This window comes from Phyllobacterium sp. T2-21 (genome assembly GCF_055378485.1).
Genome location: NZ_AP027912.1, coordinates 300,080 through 319,467, shown reverse-complemented (window position 1 = coordinate 319,467; position 19,388 = coordinate 300,080). Strand labels below are relative to the sequence as shown.

The window sequence follows — 19,388 nt, the reverse complement described above, 5'->3', positions numbered from 1 at the left end:
ATGACCGCAGCAACCATCACCGCCCGCCAATCCTTTGTTGAAACCACGGCCCGCGCCACCGTAACGGCACGCAAGATCGCCTTCTCGTTCCGTAACGTTACCAAACGCTTCGGTGACAAGACCGTGCTGCAGGGCATCGATCTTGACGTGCATGACGGCCAGTTCGTTGCCGTTATCGGCAAAAGCGGCTGCGGAAAGAGCACATTGCTGCGGTTGCTGGCCGGGCTCGACAAGCCGACATCCGGCGCGCTGGTTCATGCCGATGAAACGAAGGATCAGAAGCGCACGCGCATCATGTTCCAGGAGCCGCGGCTGCTGCCGTGGGCGCGGGTTGGTGCCAATGTGGATGTCGGGTTGACGGGCATTGCCCGCGGCTCGGAGGTTCGGCAGAAAAGCCTCGATATTCTTGCGGAAGTGGGACTTGCCGATCGCAGCGAAGAGTGGCCCTCTGTGCTGTCGGGCGGTCAACGCCAGCGCGTGGCCCTGGCACGTGCGTTGGTTGGCCACCCCCGCATTCTGGCTCTGGACGAGCCGCTCGGTGCGCTGGATGCCCTGACCCGTATTGAAATGCAGCAATTGCTTGAGCGCATCTGGCTCAACAAGAAATTCACGGCGGTGCTGGTGACGCACGATGTGGCGGAAGCCGTTGCGCTGGCGGATCGTGTCGTCGTCATCGATAGCGGCCGGATCGCCCTTGATCTGGCCATTCCGGTGGAACGGCCGCGGCGGCATGCCTCGCCGGAACTCGCTTTTTTCGAGCGTCAGATTCTGGACCAGCTTTACATGCAAAGAACATCTTGAAGTTGAATGCATCGGGATAGACAATCGGATTGCATACGGAGACCGGAACGATGAGCGCCCCACCCAAAACCGACACCTTGCCAACACTCGATTTCGGGCGTTATCGCGATCCCGAGGAACGGGAAGCCTTCTTCGAGGACTTGCGCCATGCAGCACGAACCTATGGCTTTTTCTATCTGAGCGGCCATGGCGTCGCCGAACAGCTGCAAAGGGATATCGTTGCTGTTTCCAAGCGGTTCTTTGCCTTGCCGGAGGAGGACAAGATTGCCGTGGAAATGGTCAATTCCCCGCATTTTCGCGGTTATACCCGTGCCGGCTGGGAACGGACCAAAGGACAGGCGGACTGGCGCGAACAGTTTGATGTGGGCGCGGAGCGGGCCGTTATCCAGCAGGATCTGACAACACCTTCGTGGTCGCGGCTGCAGGGCCCCAATCAATGGCCGGATAGCCTGCCCGGTTTTAAATCCATCGTGCTGGAATGGCAGAGCGAACTGACGCGGGTTGCTATCGAATTGCTGCAGGCCTTTGCAACGGCACTTGGGCAGGAAAAGGATGTTTTCGGGCCCATCTACGAAAAGGCGCCCAACCAGCACCTGAAAATCATCCGCTATCCCGGCCGCGATGCAACCGGCAGCGATCAAGGTGTTGGCGCGCACAAGGACAGCGGGTTTCTGACCCTGCTGCTGCAGGATGTGCAGGGCGGCCTGCAGGTGGAAAAGGATGGCGGCTGGATCGATGCCACACCGGTTCCCGGGACGTTCGTCATCAATATCGGTGAAATCTTGGAACTGGCATCGAATGGCTATCTCAAGGCCACCGTGCACCGCGTCGTCTCACCGCCATCGGGCAAGGACCGGCTGTCGGTGGCGTTCTTCTTCGGCGCCGATCTCAACGCCAATGTGCCGTTGCTGACACTGCCGGACGATCTGGCGCATGAGGCGGGCGGTGCCGATACGGACCCGGACAATCCGCTGTTTCGGGAAGTCGGGCGCAATTATCTCAAGGGACGCCTGCGCTCGCATCCCGATGTCGCGCAGCGCCATCACGCCGATCTGCTGTAGTCTCGCAGTACAGGCGGGAAGGACCGGATTTCCCAGCCTTCACCAAATCAAAACGCCCGCAGGTTCATCACCGGCGGGCGTTCCGTTTTGAAAGCAATCTGCCTTGATCAGGCGATCTTCTGACCGGTCTTGGCCCAGTCGGCGAGGAAGGTCTCGAGACCCTTGTCGGTCAGCGGATGCTTGACCAGCGCCTTCAGCGTTGCCGGCGGGATGGTGGCAACGTCGGCACCGATCAGTGCGGCTTCCTTGACATGGTTGATCGTGCGGATCGAAGCCGCCAGGATTTCCGTCTTGTAGTCGTAGTTGTCATAGATCGTGCGGATTTCGGCGATCAGGTCCATGCCGTTGATGCCGATGTCATCGATACGGCCGATGAACGGCGAGATGAATGTTGCACCGGCCTTTGCGGCAAGCAGCGCCTGGGTGGCGGAGAAGCACAGCGTGACGTTGACCATATGGCCATCGGAGGTGAGCGCCTTGCAAGCCTTCAAACCATCGAGTGTCAGAGGAACCTTGATGCAGATATTGTTGGCGATCTTGGAAAGAACCGCCGCTTCCTTCATCATCTGCTCATATTCGACAGCCGTAACCTCTGCGGAAACCGGGCCATCGACGATGCTGCAGATTTCCTTGGTGACGTCGAGGATACTGCGACCGGATTTGAGGATCAGCGACGGATTGGTGGTCACGCCGTCGAGCAATCCGAGATCATTCAGTTCGCGGATATCCTTCACATCGGCAGTATCGACAAAAAATTTCATTGGAGCAGTCCTCCTTAAATGGGGCTAAAGGGATGGTGTCCCGGAAAAGTGGCTTTTCTTTAACTGAAAGCCGCGCCAAGGTCACGAGGTTATGAAGCAAGATTCGCCTTCCGCGCAAAAAATTGTTCCGGTGCTCGTGCCTTTGCCGGCAGCGAAACCTTACAGCTATTCCGTGCCTGATGGAATGGATGTGAAAGCCGGCTCAATTGTTCGCGTTCCCCTCGGTCCCCGCGAGGTTGCAGGCATTGTAACCGAGGGCGCGACCGATTCGGTCGATGCGAAAAAGCTCCGGCCGATCTCGGAGCTTTTCGATTGTCCTCCGGTCGATGATGGCATGATGCGCTTCATGCGCTGGGCCGCCGATTATACGATCTCGCCGCCGGGCATGGTGGCCCGGATGATCCTGCGCGTGCCTGCGGCCTTCGATCCCGAGCCGCCGGTGCCGGGGTTGCGTTTTTCCGGCCAACAGCCTGAACGGATGACCGGTGCACGCTCGCGCGTGCTTGAACTGGCCGGGGATGGTCTTGCCTGGACGCGCACTGGCCTTGCCCACGCGGCCGGGGTTTCCGCAACGGTAATTGACGGGCTTTCGGCGCAGGGCGTGTTTGAGGACGTCATGATCCCGGCGCGTCCCGTCGTTGCGCCGCCCGATCCGGATTATGCGCCTGCCGAACTCTCCGGTGTTCAGGTCGATGCCGCAAGGCTGCTGGTGGATGCGGTTTCGGCGCGCGGGTTCTCCGTGTCCCTGCTGGATGGCGTGACCGGTTCCGGCAAGACGGAAGTTTATTTCGAAGCGGTGGCAAAAGCGATGGAGCAGGGAAAGCAGGTGCTGATTCTTTTGCCCGAAATCGCCCTGACACAGCAGTTTCTCGAGCGTTTCCACGATCGATTCGGCTCAAAGCCGGCGGAATGGCATTCCGATCTCGCCCCGAAGACGCGTGAGCGGGTCTGGCGGCAGGTGATGGAAGGACAGGTGCGGGTTGTCGCGGGCGCGCGCTCGGCGCTGTTCCTGCCCTTCCAGGACCTGGGTCTTATTATTGTCGATGAAGAACATGATCCTGCCTACAAGCAGGAGGACCGTGTGTTCTACAATGCCCGCGACATGGCGGTGGTTCGCGGCCATATCGGCAGCTTTCCCGTCATCCTGGCTTCCGCCACACCATCCGTCGAGAGCCAGGTCAATGCGCTGCAGGGGCGCTATACCCGCATCCGCCTGACCGGGCGTTACGCCGAAGCGGCAATGCCGGACCTGAAAGCCATCGACATGCGCCGCTCGCCGCCGCGTCCCGGTGGTTTCCTGTCCCCTGCGCTGGTCGAGGCGATGAACCAGACGTTGCAGCGCAAGGAACAGTCGCTGCTGTTTCTCAATCGCCGTGGCTATGCGCCCCTGACCCTGTGCCGGGTGTGCGGTCATCGTTTTCAATGCCCCTGCTGCTCAAGCTGGCTGGTCGAGCACCGGTTCCGCGGTCAGCTTGTCTGCCATCAATGCGGCCATCACGAAGCGCGACCGGAAGCCTGTCCCTCCTGCGGCACGCTGGATCATCTCGTCGCCTGCGGGCCGGGTGTCGAGCGTATTGCCGAGGAGGCGGAAAAAACCTTTCCCGATGCGCGGATCATTGTCCTGTCATCCGATCTGATGGGCGTGAAGCGGCTGCGCCTCGAACTGGATGCCATTGCACGCGGCGAGGCGGATATTGTCATCGGTACGCAGCTCGTCGCCAAAGGGCACAACTTTCCCAATATGACGCTGGTAGGCGTTGTCGATGCGGATCTGGGCCTTGCCAATGGCGACCCGCGGGCGGCGGAGCGGACGTTCCAGTTGCTGAGCCAGGTGACGGGCCGTGCCGGGCGCACCGGCAAGAAAAGTCTGGGACTGCTGCAAACCTACCAGCCGGATCATCCGGTCATGCGTGCCATTGTCTCCGGCGATGCGGAGGCCTTCTATGCGCGCGAAATCGAGGAGCGGGAACGGTCCGGCCTGCCGCCCTATGGCAGGCTTGGCGCGCTTATCATTTCAGCGGGAACGCGGGCGGAAGCGGAAAACCATGCGCGCGCGCTACGCCGTGCGGCACCGCACTCGCCCGAGATCAATGTTCTGGGGCCCGCCGAAGCGCCGCTTGCCCTTATCCGCGGGCGGCATCGTTTCCGGCTGCTGATTCACGGAACGCGCAAGGCTGATATCCAGAACTTCATTCGCGCCATTCTGAGTGCCGGACCAAAAGAGCGTGGATCAGTGCGCGTGCAGATTGATATCGACCCGCAAAGCTTTCTATAAGCAAACAGCGGAAATGGTTAACGCAGCGGGGACGCGGAAATGATGGAATTGTATTGGCCAGCCAGTCAGGGCGAATGGATCGCCTGGAGTTCTGCCGCCGTTACGGTTGTCTTCGGCCTGATCCTGTTCTTTGCACCGCGCATTGCATTCAGGATTCTGCGCCTGCAACCTGTTCCGGCCCATCCCGAAGCGCTGTCCGAGGCGCGTGCGACAATGGCCGGCTTCTATCTGGGGCTTGGACTTTGCGCCCTTGTCTTTGCACAGCCTTTCCTCTGGATCGCGCTCGGCGTCTCCTGGGGATTCACGGTTTTCGGCCGGCTCATCTCGATGATGTCGGACCGCGGCAATACGCTTTACAACTGGATTTCCGTTCTGATCGAACTGGCGCTGGCAGCCGGCCCATTGCTGTTCGCCTTCGGCTTTATCGCCTAGATATAGTTGAGTGGGTCATTCATAAAACTGCTGCTGCGGCAATTCTGACGCCAGTTTTCGCGGATTCGCGTGTTGCGACTCCTGCTTCTCTATGCTAGACGGCATTCAAATCTCGTCGGGGGCAGTTTCAGGGTTGTTTCCAAGGCGATAAAAAATCAATAATGCCAAAGATTTGACCGAAAATTCCTTTTGGTTTCCCGATTTTTGGCTTCAACGCAGAGAGCTTGTCGTTCGTGGCAGAAACTTCGTCGCTCATATCCGGTGTTGCCCAGCGTTATGCGGGTTCGCTGTTCGACCTCGCGCTGGAAGCAAAATCAGTCGCTGATGTGGAAAAGAATCTGGGCCAGTTTGAGGCGCTCGTCAATGGCAGCGCCGATTTGAGGCGTCTCATTCAGAGCCCTGTTTTCTCCGCGGAAGATCAGGTCAAGGCCATCTCGGCGATCCTCGCCAAAGCTAAGATCGGCGGCCTCGTTGCCAACTTCCTGCGCGTCGTGGCGACGAACCGCCGTCTGTTTGCGGTGCCTTCCATGATCCAGGCTTTCCGCAACATCGCTGCGGAGAATCGCGGCGAGGTTTCGGCCGATGTTACTTCTGCGCATGCCCTGACGGCAGCGCAGCAAACTGAATTGAAGGCCACGCTGAAAAGCGTCGCCGGCAAGGACGTGACAATCAATGTCACTGTTGATCCGTCGATCCTTGGTGGTCTCATCGTCAAGTTGGGGTCCCGCCAGATCGACACTTCACTTCGCACAAAACTTTCTTCGCTTAAGCTTGCACTGAAAGAGGTCGGCTGATGGACATCCGCGCCGCGGAAATTTCCGCAATCCTGAAAGAGCAAATCAAGAATTTCGGCAAGGAGGCAGAAGTCTCCGAAGTCGGTCAGGTTCTGTCCGTCGGTGACGGTATTGCTCGTGTATACGGTCTGGACAATGTTCAGGCTGGTGAAATGGTCGAGTTCCCGGACGGTACCCGTGGCATGGCCCTGAACCTTGAAAGCGACAACGTTGGTGTTGTTATTTTCGGTTCGGACCGTGACATCAAGGAAGGTGACATCGTCAAGCGCACAGGCGCTATCGTTGACGTTCCCGTCGGCAAGGAATTGCTTGGCCGCGTCGTTGACGCTCTCGGCAATCCGATTGACGGCAAGGGCCCGATCAAGGCGAAGCAGCGCTCGCGCGTTGACGTCAAGGCGCCCGGCATCATCCCGCGCAAGTCGGTTCATGAGCCGATGTCGACAGGCCTCAAGGCCATCGATGCCCTGATCCCTGTTGGCCGCGGCCAGCGCGAGCTGGTCATTGGCGATCGTCAGACCGGCAAGACAGCGATCATTCTCGATACGTTCCTCAACCAGAAGCCGGCGCACGATGCCGGTAACGAGAGCGAACGTCTGTATTGCGTCTATGTGGCTATCGGCCAGAAGCGTTCCACCGTTGCCCAGTTCGTCAAGATCCTTGAAGAACGCGGCGCGCTCGAATACTCGATCGTTGTGGCTGCAACCGCTTCCGACCCGGCGCCCATGCAGTATCTCGCACCGTTTGCCGGCTGCGCGATGGGCGAATACTTCCGCGACAATGGCATGCATGCACTGATCGGCTATGACGATCTGTCGAAGCAGGCCGTGGCTTACCGCCAGATGTCGCTGCTGCTGCGCCGCCCGCCAGGCCGTGAAGCCTATCCTGGCGACGTTTTCTACCTGCATTCCCGCCTTCTCGAGCGTTCGGCAAAGCTGAACGACGAAAACGGTGCCGGTTCGCTGACTGCTTTGCCGGTTATCGAAACGCAGGCGAACGACGTTTCCGCCTATATTCCGACCAACGTGATCTCGATCACCGACGGCCAGATCTTCCTCGAAACCAACCTGTTCTATCAGGGTATCCGTCCTGCCGTTAACGTCGGTCTGTCGGTGTCCCGCGTTGGTTCTGCCGCACAGATCAAGGCGATGAAGCAGGTTGCCGGTTCGATCAAGGGCGAGCTGTCGCAGTATCGTGAAATGGCTGCCTTCGCGCAGTTCGGTTCCGATCTCGATGCGTCGACCCAGCGTCTCCTCAACCGTGGTGCACGCCTTACTGAACTTCTGAAGCAGCCGCAGTTCTCGCCGCTGAAGACCGAAGAGCAGGTTGCGGTGATTTTCGCCGGTGTGAACGGCTATCTCGACAAGCTGGCTGTCAATCAGGTCAGCAAGTTCGAGCAGGGCCTGCTCACATGGCTGCGCACCGAGAACAAGGATGTTCTCGATGCAATCGCCAAGGAAAAGCAGCTGAGCGACGACATCAAGGGCAAGCTGAAGGCTGCAGTTGACGCCTTCGCCAAGTCTTTCGCGTAACCACTGACGGGATGAACGGATGCCTTCGTTAAAGGATCTGAGAAACCGGATCGCCTCGGTCAAGGCGACGCAGAAAATCACCAAGGCGATGCAGATGGTCGCCGCGGCGAAGCTGCGTCGTGCGCAGGAAGCTGCGGAAGCCGCGCGTCCCTACTCACAGCGCATGGCTGCAGTGCTGGCCAATATCGCCGCCAATGTGGACGGCGATGATGCGCCCGTGCTGATGAGCGGAACCGGCAAGGACGATGTGCATCTGCTCATCGTCTGCACGTCGGAGCGCGGTCTCTGCGGTGGTTTCAATTCGCAGATTGCCCGTCTGGCCCGCGAACATGCACGCCGCCTCCTGGCGGATGGCAAAACGGTCAAGATCATCACTGTCGGCAAGAAGGGTGCGGATATCCTGCGCCGCGATCTTGGCAAGCATATCATCGATCACGTTGATCTGCGCGATGTGAAGCAGCTCGGCTTTGTCAATGCCGATGCGATCGGGCACAAGATCATTGCGCTTTACAATGAAGGCGTGTTTGACATTGCCACGCTGTTCTATTCGGAATTCAAGTCGGTGATTTCGCAGATACCGACTGCCCAGCAGCTGATCCCCGCAAGCGCTGTCGGCGATGCCGAACCGGAAACGGCAGGCGATGCGGTTTATGAATATGAGCCGGATCCGGCATCCATTCTTGGTGATCTGATCCCACGCAATATTTCCGTCCAGGTTTTCCGCGCTCTCCTTGAAAACGCGGCATCGGAACAGGGTGCGCGCATGTCCGCCATGGACAACGCAACCCGCAATGCCGGTGACATGATCAACAAGCTGACAATGTCGTACAACCGCCAGCGTCAGGCTCAGATCACCAAAGAACTGATCGAAATCATTTCGGGCGCGGAAGCGCTCTAATCGCGAAGGTAAGGATCGATGGCAAAAGCAGCGACCCCGAAAACACCCGCAGCCGCCAAAGCAGCTGCACCCAAGGCAGCGGCTGCTCCTGCAGCAAAGACGGCCAAGGCATCGGCAACGCCAAAGACGACCGTGAAGGCAACCGGCACTGCCGGCCGCATCAGCCAGGTCATCGGCGCCGTTGTGGACGTTCATTTCGAAGGCGAACTGCCAAAGATCCTGAACGCGCTGGAAACCGACAACCTCGGCAATCGCCTTGTTCTGGAAGTTGCCCAGCATCTCGGTGAGAACACTGTTCGCACGATCGCCATGGACTCGACCGAAGGTCTGGTTCGCGGTCAGCCCGTGTACGACACCGGTTCGGCCATCATGGTCCCGGTCGGCGAAGCAACGCTCGGCCGTATCATGAACGTTATCGGCGAGCCGGTTGACGAAGCAGGCCCGATCAAGACGAAGCTGACCCGCGCTATCCACCAGCCAGCTCCGGAATATGTCGAGCAGTCGACGGAAGCCCAGATCCTGGTAACCGGCATCAAGGTTATCGATCTGCTGGCGCCTTATGCGCGCGGCGGCAAGATCGGCCTCTTCGGCGGTGCCGGTGTTGGCAAGACGGTTCTGATCATGGAACTGATCAACAACGTGGCCAAGGCGCACGGCGGCTATTCGGTATTTGCCGGTGTGGGTGAACGTACCCGCGAAGGCAACGACCTTTACCACGAAATGATCGAGTCCGGCGTGAACAAGGCCGGCGGCGGTGAGGGCTCCAAGGCCGCACTGGTTTACGGTCAGATGAACGAGCCGCCAGGGGCACGTGCCCGCGTTGCGCTCTCCGGTCTGACGGTTGCGGAACATTTCCGCGATGAAGGCCAGGACGTTCTGTTCTTCGTGGACAATATTTTCCGCTTCACGCAGGCTGGTTCGGAATTGTCGGCTCTGCTCGGCCGTATCCCGTCCGCCGTGGGTTATCAGCCAACGCTGGCAACCGACATGGGCCAGATGCAGGAACGCATCACCACGACGCACAAGGGTTCGATCACATCCGTGCAGGCCATTTACGTGCCCGCCGACGATTTGACCGATCCGGCTCCAGCGACATCCTTCGCGCATCTGGATGCGACGACGAACCTCAACCGTGCGATCTCTGAAAAGGGTATTTATCCGGCTGTGGATCCGCTCGACTCGACATCCCGCATGCTCGATCCGCTGATCGTCGGTGAAGAACACTACCAGATTGCGCGTCAGGTTCAGTCGATCCTGCAGCGTTACAAGTCCCTGCAGGACATCATCGCCATTCTCGGCATGGACGAACTGTCGGAAGAAGACAAGATCACGGTCGCCCGCGCCCGCAAGATCGAACGCTTCCTGTCGCAGCCGTTCTTCGTTGCTGAAATCTTCACCGGCTCGCCGGGCAAGCTGGTTGATCTGGCTGACACCATCAAGGGCTTCAAGGGCCTTTGCAACGGTGACTACGATCACCTGCCGGAAGCAGCATTCTACATGGTCGGCTCGATTGACGAGGCGATCGAAAAGGCACAGCGTCTGGCAGCGGAAGCTGCCTGATCTGGAACATAATGGCGGGCTCCGGCCCGCCCTTTCTTGTCAAGGCCATCCCTTCTATCAGGTCAATGACCGCAGGAATTGAGTGAATATCATGGCAGAAGCCTTCCATTTCGAACTCGTATCGCCAGAACGTCTGCTGCTCTCGGAACAGGTCACCGAAGTTGTGGTTCCGGGCACGGAAGGTTACATGACCGTGATGGCCCATCACGCGCCACTGATGGCCACCGTCAAGCCGGGCGTTGTCACCGTGAAGACGCCGGATGGCAAGCCGGACAGCTATGTCGTGTTCGGCGGCTTCGTCGATGTGACGCCGGATGGCTGCACGCTCCTCGCGGAATCGGCGGTACACGTCACCGATATAAAGGCTGATGAACTTCAGAACCGTATCAAGGACGCCCGCGAAGACTTCGAAGACGCGACGACGCGCGAGCAGAAGGCCAAGGCGGAAGATCTTCTCGGCCAGCTGACCACATTGCAGGAAGCCATCAAGGCCGCCTGACCGGTTTCAAATCACTGATACTGACGAAAGCGGGCTTTTGGCCCGCCTTTTTGTTGTTACATAGCACTTCCCTTCTTGCGTGGTTCGACAAGCTCACCATGAGGGAGATTGAGAATTGCGGGGAGCTACAACTCTGCAACGTCCAAGGTTGGCATTGCCATCCACTCAATTCCCTCATGGTGAGCTTGTCGAACCACGCACAAAGAGAGTTGCAGGCAAAAACGACAGGTCAACCTGCCAGATGCTTGAACGCAGCGATAACCTGCTCATAGACGGTGCGCTTGAACGGCACGATGAGGTCGGGCAGCTCGGTCATGTTTTTCCATTCCCAAGCGTCGAATTCAGCGGTGTGACCGCCGGGAGGCGGGTTGATCGCGATCTCGCTGTCATCGCCGGTAAATTCGTAGGCGAACCACTTCTGCGTCTGGCCGCGATACTTTCCCTTCAGGGCGATTCCGACAAGCGCGGGCGGCAGGTCATAGTTGATCCAGTTCGGCGCCTCGGCCAGCAGGGAAACGGTTTTCATGCCCGTTTCCTCGTAGAGTTCGCGGCGGGCCGCAATTTCCGCATCCTCGCCTTTGTCGATGCCACCCTGGGGCATCTGCCACAGCTGGGTCGACCCGTCCATTTCATCATTGGGTATGACAATGCGATGGCCCGCCCAGACGAGTTTATCGGCATTGAGCACCATAATTCCGACGCAGGGCCGGTAGGGGAGCGTCTCGGGGTCGACATGTTTCTTGCTCATGCGAATACTCCGCTGGATGATGGGATAGTGATGGGTGCCTAGCCCTTTTCAGGATCGCGGACAAGGGCGGAAACCGGTACGATCTCGATGCCGCGGGTCTTGGCTTCGTTGGTCCAGGCGGCCACGGCATCCACGGTCACGCTGAAGGCCGAACCGGTTCCGATCGCCGTGCCTTTGGCCCGGGCGATACGCTCCAGCTCATCCAGTTTCTTGAGGATGCTGCCCCGGTCCTGCGTGCCATCAATCAGCACATCGGCGGCAGCAAAGGGCGTTCCCTGCTGACTGGCGATGGTGTCGGCCTGGCTGCGCGCGGAGCTGCCGTCATCGAGATAGAGCAGCCCGCGTTTCGCGATATCCTGCATGACAGGCGTCATGGCCTTGGCATCGGCGGTAAACCGGGCGCCCATGTAGTTTATGATGCCGGTGTAATTGGTGATGCGGCCCATGGCCTTGTGCAGATTGTCCAGTGTCTCGGCTGCGGGCGCATCGACCGTCAAGGTGTTGCGGCCGGGATTGACCCGCGGGTAGTCAAAAGGCTCAAGCGGCACCTGCATCAGCAGTTCATGGCCATTCTGGCGGGCTGTCTGCATCCACCGGATCAGGCTGTTGCCTTCAGGCGCAAAAGCCAGCGTCACCTCCGCCGGGAGCGTTGCGATTGCCTGTTGTGTGCCGGTCTGGGACATACCGAGCCCGCCAATGACGAGGGCGATCCGCGCGCCGCGGGCGCCCGACCATGACCGCGCATAGGCATCGAGCGGCCGTCGTCCGTCCGGCCCGATGACCGGCAGGGAGCCCAGAGCAGTCGTCTCCAGCAGATCCCGGTCGGGGATATGTGCGGTCATCGGATTCTGGCTCGCTCTGGCGGGATCGCCGACAACGATGATTTTCGGGCCGCCGGGACTGGTGGTGACATTTCCCTGCGTGACGACGCCTGCCGGGGCCTTGTCGGTTGCTGGTACCGTCTTGGCCGGCGCTGGCGGAGTTACCGCTGCCTGTTCGAGCTTTTCCATTTCCGGCGGCGGATTGCGAAATCCGTGGTTGCTGGTGAACGAGATCAACAGTGCGGCACCTCCCACCCCCAGCACGGCAATGGCCGGCAAGAGCCAGCGAGCGCCAGCCTTCGGTTTGTCCTTGGGCCGTTTGCTGTTTTGTCCCAGCGGCCTGTTGATATCGGAATTCACGCGCTTTGGCCGATGAGGAGGATGAAACGGAAGGAATGATCGGTGGGAAATGAAGTGGGGACCAGGTGTGTAAGAGCCAACCTGATCCCCTTTGTCATATCAGTTCGGTACGCCCTTGGACGGATCTGCCGGGAATGCCGCATTGGCCTGTTCGCCGCGCAGCAGCTTCAGGGCTTCGATCAGCTGCAGGTCATCCTTCGGATCCGGCGGGACATAGGCAATCGAGCCCGATCCTTCCGCATCCTCCTGAACGCCCTTGATATGGCCCTTCAGGCTGGATTCGCTCATCGGCTCGGCCCGGCCCTTCAGATCGTCCGGCAGCGGCTGTTCGACCGCGATATCCGGCACGATGCCCTTGCCCTGGATCGATTTGCCGGCCGGCGTGTAGTACAGCGCCGTCGTCAGGCGCAGTGCGCCATTCTCGCCCAGCGGGATGATCGTCTGCACCGAGCCCTTGCCGAAGGACCGCGTGCCCAGCACTGTCGCCCGGCGATGATCCTGCAATGCACCGGCAACAATCTCCGATGCGCTGGCAGAACCGCCATTGATCATGACGATCATCGGCTTGCCGTTGATCAGATCGCCCGGACGGGCATCGAAGCGGGTGATGTCCTGCGGATCGCGGCCACGGGTCGAGACGATCTCACCCTTGTCGAGGAAGGCATCGGAGACGGCAACCGCCTGGTCGAGCAGGCCACCCGGATTGAGGCGAAGATCCAGCACGAAGCCCTTGAGCTTGTCGGCGGGAATCTTGCTCTGGATGTCCTTGATCGCCTTCTGCAAATCTTCAAAGGTCTGTTCGGTGAAGGAAATGACCCTGACATAGCCGACATCGTTCTCGACGCGGTATTTGACGGCCTTCACCTTGACCACGTCGCGCACGATGGTCAGCTTGATCGGCTTGTCGGCGCCCTGACGGATCAATGTCAGCTCGATGGGCGTGTTGACATCGCCGCGCATCTTGTCGACCGCATCGTTCAGCGACAGGCCACGGACATCGGTTCCGTCGATCTGCGAGATGTAATCGCCGGCAAGAACACCCGCCTTGGAGGCAGGCGTGTCTTCGATGGGGGCAATGACTTTCACAAGCTCATTTTCCATGGTGACTTCAATGCCAAGGCCGCCAAACTCGCCCTTGGTCTGCACACGCATATCCTGGGCCTGGTCGGCGTTCATGTAGGACGAATGCGGATCGAGCGACGTCAGCATGCCGTTGATGGCGCTTTCGATCAGCTTCTTGTCATCCGGCGGCGTCACATACTGGTTGCGCACGCGCTCAAAAATATCGCCGAAAATCGACAACTGCTTGTATGTGTCAGTGCCCGCAGCTTCTGCAACGGTTGTGGGCAGTGCACCCTGCACAACCACCATTGCCGTTGCACCCAACAGGGCTCCGGCCATGAGAAGCGTTAACCTACGTATCATTTGTGGTCCTTCCAGCGAGCCTATCCGCCCACCAGGGAGCGGGATTAACAGGTTTTGTATCTTTTCGGAACTCAATGTAAAGCATTGGCGCTCCATTTCCCAACGGAACGGTGCCGGTACTCGCAACAAGTTGCTCGTTCATCACACCAACCGGCTCTCCCGCCAAAACAAACTGATTCTGCGAAACATTGATTCTCTTCATTCCTGCCAAGACGACATGATAGCCATTGCCGGCATCCAGGATCAAGAGTTGGCCATAGGAACGAAAGGCGCCGGCATACAGCACCACGGCGTCCGTGGGCGCGGTAATTGTTGCGCCTGCCGGGGTTTCCAGCGTGTCGCCCTGCACGACACCGCCCAATCCGTCCTCGTCGCCAAAATGCCGAACCAGTTTTCCGGCACCCGGCATGGGAAGGTGCCCCTTCAGCGAGGCAAAATTCACCTTGGCTGACAGGCGTTCCTGGTTGGAGGCGAAATTGTCGGCCCGCTCCTTGCTGGCCGCAAGCTTCTGTTCTTCCTGCTGGTTCGCCGCGCTGGCTGCCTTGCGCGCCTCTTCCATGTCCTGTTCCATCGAGGCGATCAATTCGCGCAGGGATGTCGCCCGCCGGGCCAGTTCTTCCGCCCGCTGCTGTTCGGCCTTGCGTGTTTCCTCGGATGTTGTCTGCAGTTTCTGCTTTTCGGCCAAAAGCAGATCGAGGCGCTTCTTTTCCTCCGCCTGTCCGGACAGGGAAGCGGTCAGACGGGTCTGCTCATCGGAAATCGATGTCCTGATCCGCGAGAGCTCCTTGAGATCGGCAATCAGCACTTCCGTCTGTTCGCGCATTTCCGGAACCACAGCGCCCAGCAAGACGGCGCTGCGGACCGACGCAAGGGCATCGTCAGGGCGAACGAGGATGGCGGGGGGCGGATTGAGCCCCATGCGCTGCAAGGCGGCGAGGACCTCGGCGAGCGCCGCGCGCCGGCCCTTGAGAGAGAGCTTTATTCCGTCCTCCCGTTCATGCAGATCGGTCAGCTTGTCGCCGATAGCGGCTATATCTTCAGTCAGTTTTTTCTCGGTCTTGGCCGACTGGATCAGTGCAGCCGTCAGGGTGGTCTGATCCTTCCTCAGATCGGCAATTTCCTTGTCGAGGGAAGCCAGGCGATCAGCAGACAAACTGATCTGGCCGGTGAGTTCGTCCAGTTGTTTAACGGTTTCAGCGCGCTTTGCGTCGACCTGTTCCTGCGCGTGCACCGGCGAAACGCAGGCAAACAGCAGGACAAGGAGGCCAGCACCCATGCGGGAACTCTTCCTTGAACCAATGATTGCATCTGTAACCCGAAAATGCATATGCGGACCGAAATGAATTAAGATTAGAGCCCGACAATAGGAAGACTTCGATTAATGAACTATTAACCATAGAGCATCCACGCGGGATATTAGCGTGATGCTAGCATTTTAGTGCTGATCGGGATGGCGGAATTACGACGTCAGCTTCACTCTTGCGTGAAACCGCGGCGGGATCAGCCGGTATAAGGGGAAGCGGTTTCCGTTCGACGCGAACATTTGTTTTGCTTTCTTCTTTTGAGTGCTATGGGAACGGGCAGAGAACGTATCGAACATCCTGACGCATTGCGCCGATGCAATGATCTTTCGAAGCTGACCGGCATGGCCGGATTTTGATCGTAGTGCGGAAGGTTCACCTTGGTTTCTGGATTTTTCAAATGACCGATCTGTCAGTCGTAATTCCTGCCTATAATGAATCCGGAAACATCGGCGCCCTTGTCACCGAGATCAATCAGGCTCTTTCAGGTGTGGTCAGCTATGAGATATTGATCATCGATGACGGCTCGAATGATGGCTCAGCGGAAGAAGCGTTGAATGCGGGTCACCACGTTCGCGTGCTGCGCCATAAAAACCGTACGGGTAAATCCAGGGCTCTTGTCAGCGGTTTTCAGGCCGCAAGGGGGCAATGGATCGCGACGCTGGACGGTGACGGGCAGAACAATCCGCTGGATCTGGCGCGCCTCTGGCCGCGTATTGCGCAATCCCAGCCTGCGCTGTTTGCCGGGGTCAGAAAACGCCGCAATGACGGGGTCGTGAAGTTGCTGACATCGAAATCCGCCAATTTCATCCGCAAGCGCCTTCTCAGGGACAATTGCCGGGATGCAGGGTGCGGATTCAAAGTTCTACCGGCGTCCGTGGCAAGAGGGCTGCCCTACTTCGACAACATGCACCGTTTTCTTCCCGCCCTCTCGATCCGGGCCGGTCTGACCGTCGTCGAAGTCGATGTGGAGGACCGTCCCCGGCTGGCCGGCGTCTCCAAATACGGGTTTTTCGATCGCGCTGCGGTTGCGTTTCTCGACACTGTGGGTGTCTTCTGGCTTATCCGCCGATACTCTGATCCGGCAGGGGTAAGTGAGATGAATAACGCTGAAAGCTGAACGTCCTGATCTGGCCGTTGAAGTTTCTCAATGGGCTGTCAACGCGGGTCATGGGGCCGGCCGCGGCCGCATCGGCGGGTAGGAGTTCGAGCGTTTCTTTATCCGGTGCATCGCCGCCCTCCCAGACAAGGACGATATCGCTGGCCTTGCCGCTTGCCGGCGGCCAATGGAGCTGCACGGCGATGTTGGCGGCGTCATCCTGCCGCTTCGCTGCTATCCGCGCCGGGGTAGAATTTTGCACGCGAATGGCATTGGCAACCGCATCGAATGGTATCGACAGGCGATCGTCACCGAACAGCAGCACAATGGCGAAGGCAACGGGCGCCAATGCGTAGAAACCGCCGGATATGATCAGCAGGTTTCGTGCGCCATGCTTCTGCGGGAAGTACAGCGCCAGCAAAATGGCAGTTGGTGCCAGAATGGGTGCCATATAGCGCTCCGCGACGGAATGGTAGTCGGCAAAAAAGACGATCAAGCCAAAGGCCGTCAAACCGAGCACGACGGTACGGAACAGGACTTTCCTGACGTCAGTGTCTCCGTCCGGAGCGGGTTTTGGATCGTCCTGCCAGCGGCCAATCAAAAAGATCACAAGAGCCGGGCCTGACCAGAGGAAGGTCGAGATGAAGAGACTGAGAAGCCCGTCCACGCCAAACCCAGGAAGATCAAAAGGTTGGAGCATCGGGATCAGGTGGTTGAGCTTGACCATTCGACCGGCCGTCGCAGCCAGGGGTGCATTCAAGGAGGCCAAGGCCACCGGGCCCATGGCAAGCAGGAAAATGCCAAGGGATATCAATGCGGGCCTGCAGAAAATCTGACGGCGAATGGTCCTGTTGAGCGCGCAGGCGATCAGAAAGCTGAACAGGAACATGAAGAAGTTGTATTTTGCCAGCCCGCCAATGGCGGCCCATAGACCAAGCCAGACATAGGCGCGGTATCCTCGTCCCGACCGGATCAGAGCCAGAGCATGGATCGTGCCGATGGATGCGACGATCACCAGAAGCGTATGCGCCGTTGTCTGGATCGACATCCAGACAATCTGCGGCAGAAGGGCGGATGCCGCCAAGGCCAAAACCCCGGCGCGGTCGCCGCCCAACCGGCGTGCGGTATCGAATGAAAGCCAGTGATAGAGGCCAAGCAGGCAAAGACGGACCAGAACCGTCGCAACAACCCAGTTCCAGCCGGTAAGATCGAGGGCCAGCCGCACAAGCCAATTGTAAAGCGGCGGGTGCGAATTGCCGTAAATCCAGGAAAAATCCACGGAACCGACGAACTGTGCTTCATCGATGTCGAGGAATGGCGACAGTGCCAGCCTGAGTGCGATCAGGCCCGCTGTGTAGCATAGTATTGCAAGGGGGATTCGCCGGGCGAGGTAGGTCCAGTTGATCATCGGGCCGTCCAGTTTCAACGCTGCATGGAATTGAGAGGTGAATGCAGCCTGACCGTCAATTTCACATGTGTCGTATCCCACTACAACCAAGTGCCGGTGGCTGCAATGCCACAAATTTCCAATGAGAAACCGTGCCAATGAATAAGGCCGCCGACTTGATGCCGACGGCCTTTCACTTATTCAAATTGTTGTGACTACGCCCTACGCAGCAGGCCCGCGATCAGGGAAATGACCAGGAGCGCCAGGAAGACAAAGAAAATAATCTTGGCTATCCCGACAGAAGCCCCGGCTATTCCGCCAAAGCCAAGTGCGCCGGCCACGAGGGCAATAATAAGAAACACAACCGCATAATATAACATTATCAACTCCCTATCCTGTTGCTGCACAACGATCTCGGGGGTGCCTTTGTTCCATGCGGCAGCAGATACGAATGCTTCGCCGGCTTCTATGCCTTTGCCTTGCTGCTCTCTTTGAAGAACAGCGCCTGTGTAATCAGGGCTTTGACCATGTCAGGGTTGAAGGGCTTGGTGACAAGGAAGGTCGGTTCCGGCCGTTCGCCGGTCAGGAGCCGCTCAGGAAACGCCGTGATAAAGATCACGGGAACCGCGTCCTGGCTCAGGATGTTGTTGACCGCATCGATGCCTGAACTGCCGTCGGCGAGCTGAATGTCGGCAAGAATCATGCTCGGATGTGTTTCCGCATAGAGTTTCACGGCCTCGTCGCGGGTACGGGCGATACCGACAACCCGATGACCCAGACTTTCGACCATATGCTCGATGTCCATGGCGATCAGCGGTTCGTCCTCGATGATCATGATATCAGTGGCGATCTGCTTGGAGATGCCGACGGAAGCCTCGTCGAGGAGAGCATAAAGCTCCTGCTCGTCTATATCGAGAATATCGAGGGTTTCAGCCTGGCTGAAGCCTTCAAGGCTGATGAGAAGGAAAGCCTGACGCGCGCGGGGGGCGATGGCCGTCAGGTTAGCCGCCGCGTGCTTTTCCCAGCCGAATTCCGATTGCAATTCGAGCGGGCGGACATTGACGGAATTGAAGTGCTTGATCAGCAGCTTGTAGAGGCTGACCCGGTCAGAGGTGGCTTCAGGAAAAAGGGAGACATCGCTGATAAGGATTTCGAGCGTCGCCGCTACATAAGCATCGCCTGATGATTGCGACCCGGTAATGGCGCGGGCGAAGCGGCGAAGATAGGGCAGATGTGGAGCGATCCGAGTGGACAATGACATTATGGTGATTTCCCGTTCCCGTTTGGGCATTGAAGACTAGTACGAACCAAAACACATTGGCGAAAAAAAAGTTCCCTGGCATGGAACTTTTCCTTCTCCAGGGGATTATCGACATTAATGTGCCTGCCAAAAGCTTTTGCGACGAACGACCAGCAAAGATAGTAGAATGAACGCCAACAAAAGTATCTCAGACGGCTCCGAAAAGGGTCGTGTCCGCCGCCGCGACGTCAGAAACGCGGAATCAGAAATCGGTTTGAAGCTGCGTGCGCTTTATGCCTCCGTACAGGAGGAGGAAATACCGGCACGTTTCCTCGACCTTCTGGAAAAGCTCGACGAAGCTGAACGCAACCATGCTCAGTCGTCAAAATAACAGGCG

The 19,388-nt window shown here is 58.6% G+C and carries 19 protein-coding genes; 11 read left to right on the top strand and 8 right to left on the bottom strand.

Annotation, left to right across the window (positions count from 1 at the left end; all coding sequences use genetic code 11):
• Together ACZ5FP_RS01635 and ACZ5FP_RS01630 are read left to right on the top strand one after the other, a co-directional pair.
• Positions 1–801, top strand: a complete 801-nt coding sequence (locus ACZ5FP_RS01635; RefSeq protein WP_464661740.1) for an ATP-binding cassette domain-containing protein — start codon at positions 1–3, stop codon at positions 799–801.
• Positions 802–851: 50 nt separating this feature from the next.
• Complete coding sequence (locus tag ACZ5FP_RS01630; protein WP_464661738.1) at positions 852–1,862, top strand: isopenicillin N synthase family dioxygenase; 1,011 nt, start codon at positions 852–854, stop codon at positions 1,860–1,862.
• Positions 1,863–1,969: 107 nt separating this feature from the next.
• Here ACZ5FP_RS01630 and fsa read toward each other — a convergent pair whose 3' ends face one another.
• The gene (gene fsa, locus ACZ5FP_RS01625) at positions 1,970–2,623 is read right to left on the bottom strand and encodes a fructose-6-phosphate aldolase (RefSeq protein ID WP_223613800.1); all 654 of its coding nucleotides are present in this window, start codon (positions 2,621–2,623) and stop codon (positions 1,970–1,972) included.
• 91 nt (positions 2,624–2,714) lie between these two features.
• Here fsa and ACZ5FP_RS01620 point away from each other — a divergent pair, with 91 nt between their 5' ends.
• The 7 genes from ACZ5FP_RS01620 to ACZ5FP_RS01590 all read left to right on the top strand — a co-directional run bounded on the left by ACZ5FP_RS01620 (position 2,715) and on the right by ACZ5FP_RS01590 (position 10,610).
• The gene (locus ACZ5FP_RS01620) at positions 2,715–4,898 is read left to right on the top strand and encodes a primosomal protein N' (RefSeq protein ID WP_464661736.1); all 2,184 of its coding nucleotides are present in this window, start codon (positions 2,715–2,717) and stop codon (positions 4,896–4,898) included.
• Positions 4,899–4,940: 42 nt separating this feature from the next.
• Complete coding sequence (locus ACZ5FP_RS01615; RefSeq protein WP_223614129.1) at positions 4,941–5,330, top strand: AGROH133_08824 family phage infection protein; 390 nt, start codon at positions 4,941–4,943, stop codon at positions 5,328–5,330.
• A 233-nt stretch (positions 5,331–5,563) separates the two neighbouring features.
• Positions 5,564–6,124, top strand: a complete 561-nt coding sequence (locus ACZ5FP_RS01610) for a F0F1 ATP synthase subunit delta (RefSeq protein ID WP_223613798.1) — start codon at positions 5,564–5,566, stop codon at positions 6,122–6,124.
• Positions 6,124–7,653 carry a F0F1 ATP synthase subunit alpha gene (atpA, locus tag ACZ5FP_RS01605; protein WP_182548638.1) on the top strand — a complete coding sequence of 510 codons (1,530 nt, stop codon included), beginning with the start codon at positions 6,124–6,126 and terminating at the stop codon, positions 7,651–7,653. Before ACZ5FP_RS01610 ends, atpA begins: the two co-directional genes overlap by 1 nt.
• Before the next feature lie 19 nt (positions 7,654–7,672).
• Positions 7,673–8,551, top strand: a complete 879-nt coding sequence (locus ACZ5FP_RS01600; protein WP_346308057.1) for a F0F1 ATP synthase subunit gamma — start codon at positions 7,673–7,675, stop codon at positions 8,549–8,551.
• Positions 8,552–8,569: 18 nt separating this feature from the next.
• Entirely contained in the window at positions 8,570–10,111 is a 1,542-nt protein-coding gene (atpD, locus tag ACZ5FP_RS01595) for a F0F1 ATP synthase subunit beta (protein WP_464661734.1), read from the top strand.
• A 91-nt stretch (positions 10,112–10,202) separates the two neighbouring features.
• On the top strand, positions 10,203–10,610 hold the full coding sequence (locus ACZ5FP_RS01590; protein ID WP_346308055.1) for a F0F1 ATP synthase subunit epsilon: 408 nt from the start codon (positions 10,203–10,205) through the stop codon (positions 10,608–10,610).
• Between the two features lie 229 nt (positions 10,611–10,839).
• Here the strand turns inward: ACZ5FP_RS01590 and ACZ5FP_RS01585 are convergent, their stop codons facing one another.
• The 4 genes from ACZ5FP_RS01585 to ACZ5FP_RS01570 form a co-directional block, all read right to left on the bottom strand.
• A complete protein-coding gene (locus ACZ5FP_RS01585; protein ID WP_464661732.1) occupies positions 10,840–11,358 on the bottom strand; it encodes an RNA pyrophosphohydrolase in 519 nt (172 codons plus the stop codon).
• A 38-nt stretch (positions 11,359–11,396) separates the two neighbouring features.
• A complete protein-coding gene (locus ACZ5FP_RS01580; protein WP_464661731.1) occupies positions 11,397–12,539 on the bottom strand; it encodes a divergent polysaccharide deacetylase family protein in 1,143 nt (380 codons plus the stop codon).
• Between the two features lie 99 nt (positions 12,540–12,638).
• Complete coding sequence (locus ACZ5FP_RS01575) at positions 12,639–13,964, bottom strand: S41 family peptidase (RefSeq protein WP_464661730.1); 1,326 nt, start codon at positions 13,962–13,964, stop codon at positions 12,639–12,641.
• Entirely contained in the window at positions 13,954–15,291 is a 1,338-nt protein-coding gene (locus tag ACZ5FP_RS01570; RefSeq protein ID WP_464661728.1) for a murein hydrolase activator EnvC family protein, read from the bottom strand. Before ACZ5FP_RS01570 ends, ACZ5FP_RS01575 begins: the two co-directional genes overlap by 11 nt.
• 374 nt (positions 15,292–15,665) lie before the next feature.
• On the opposite strand from ACZ5FP_RS01570, the gene ACZ5FP_RS01565 reads away from it, so the two are divergent.
• Positions 15,666–16,385: a glycosyltransferase family 2 protein gene (locus tag ACZ5FP_RS01565; RefSeq protein ID WP_464661726.1), complete on the top strand. Its 720-nt coding sequence runs from the start codon at positions 15,666–15,668 to the stop codon at positions 16,383–16,385.
• On the opposite strand, the gene ACZ5FP_RS01560 is transcribed toward ACZ5FP_RS01565, so the two are convergent.
• The 3 genes from ACZ5FP_RS01560 to ACZ5FP_RS01550 all read right to left on the bottom strand — a co-directional run bounded on the left by ACZ5FP_RS01560 (position 16,327) and on the right by ACZ5FP_RS01550 (position 19,012).
• A complete protein-coding gene (locus ACZ5FP_RS01560) occupies positions 16,327–17,772 on the bottom strand; it encodes an ArnT family glycosyltransferase (protein ID WP_464661724.1) in 1,446 nt (481 codons plus the stop codon). The genes ACZ5FP_RS01565 and ACZ5FP_RS01560 overlap by 59 nt on opposite strands.
• 194 nt (positions 17,773–17,966) lie before the next feature.
• Positions 17,967–18,131 (bottom strand): DUF1328 domain-containing protein, encoded by a 165-nt coding sequence (locus tag ACZ5FP_RS01555; RefSeq protein ID WP_105734311.1) that lies wholly within the window; start codon positions 18,129–18,131, stop codon positions 17,967–17,969.
• Between the two features lie 86 nt (positions 18,132–18,217).
• Positions 18,218–19,012, bottom strand: coding sequence for a response regulator (locus ACZ5FP_RS01550; RefSeq protein ID WP_223613787.1), 795 nt, complete (start codon positions 19,010–19,012; stop codon positions 18,218–18,220).
• 166 nt (positions 19,013–19,178) lie between these two features.
• Between ACZ5FP_RS01550 and ACZ5FP_RS01545 the strand changes: the two genes are divergently transcribed.
• Positions 19,179–19,382, top strand: a complete 204-nt coding sequence (locus ACZ5FP_RS01545) for a NepR family anti-sigma factor (RefSeq protein ID WP_223613786.1) — start codon at positions 19,179–19,181, stop codon at positions 19,380–19,382.
• Positions 19,383–19,388 lie beyond the last annotated feature (6 nt).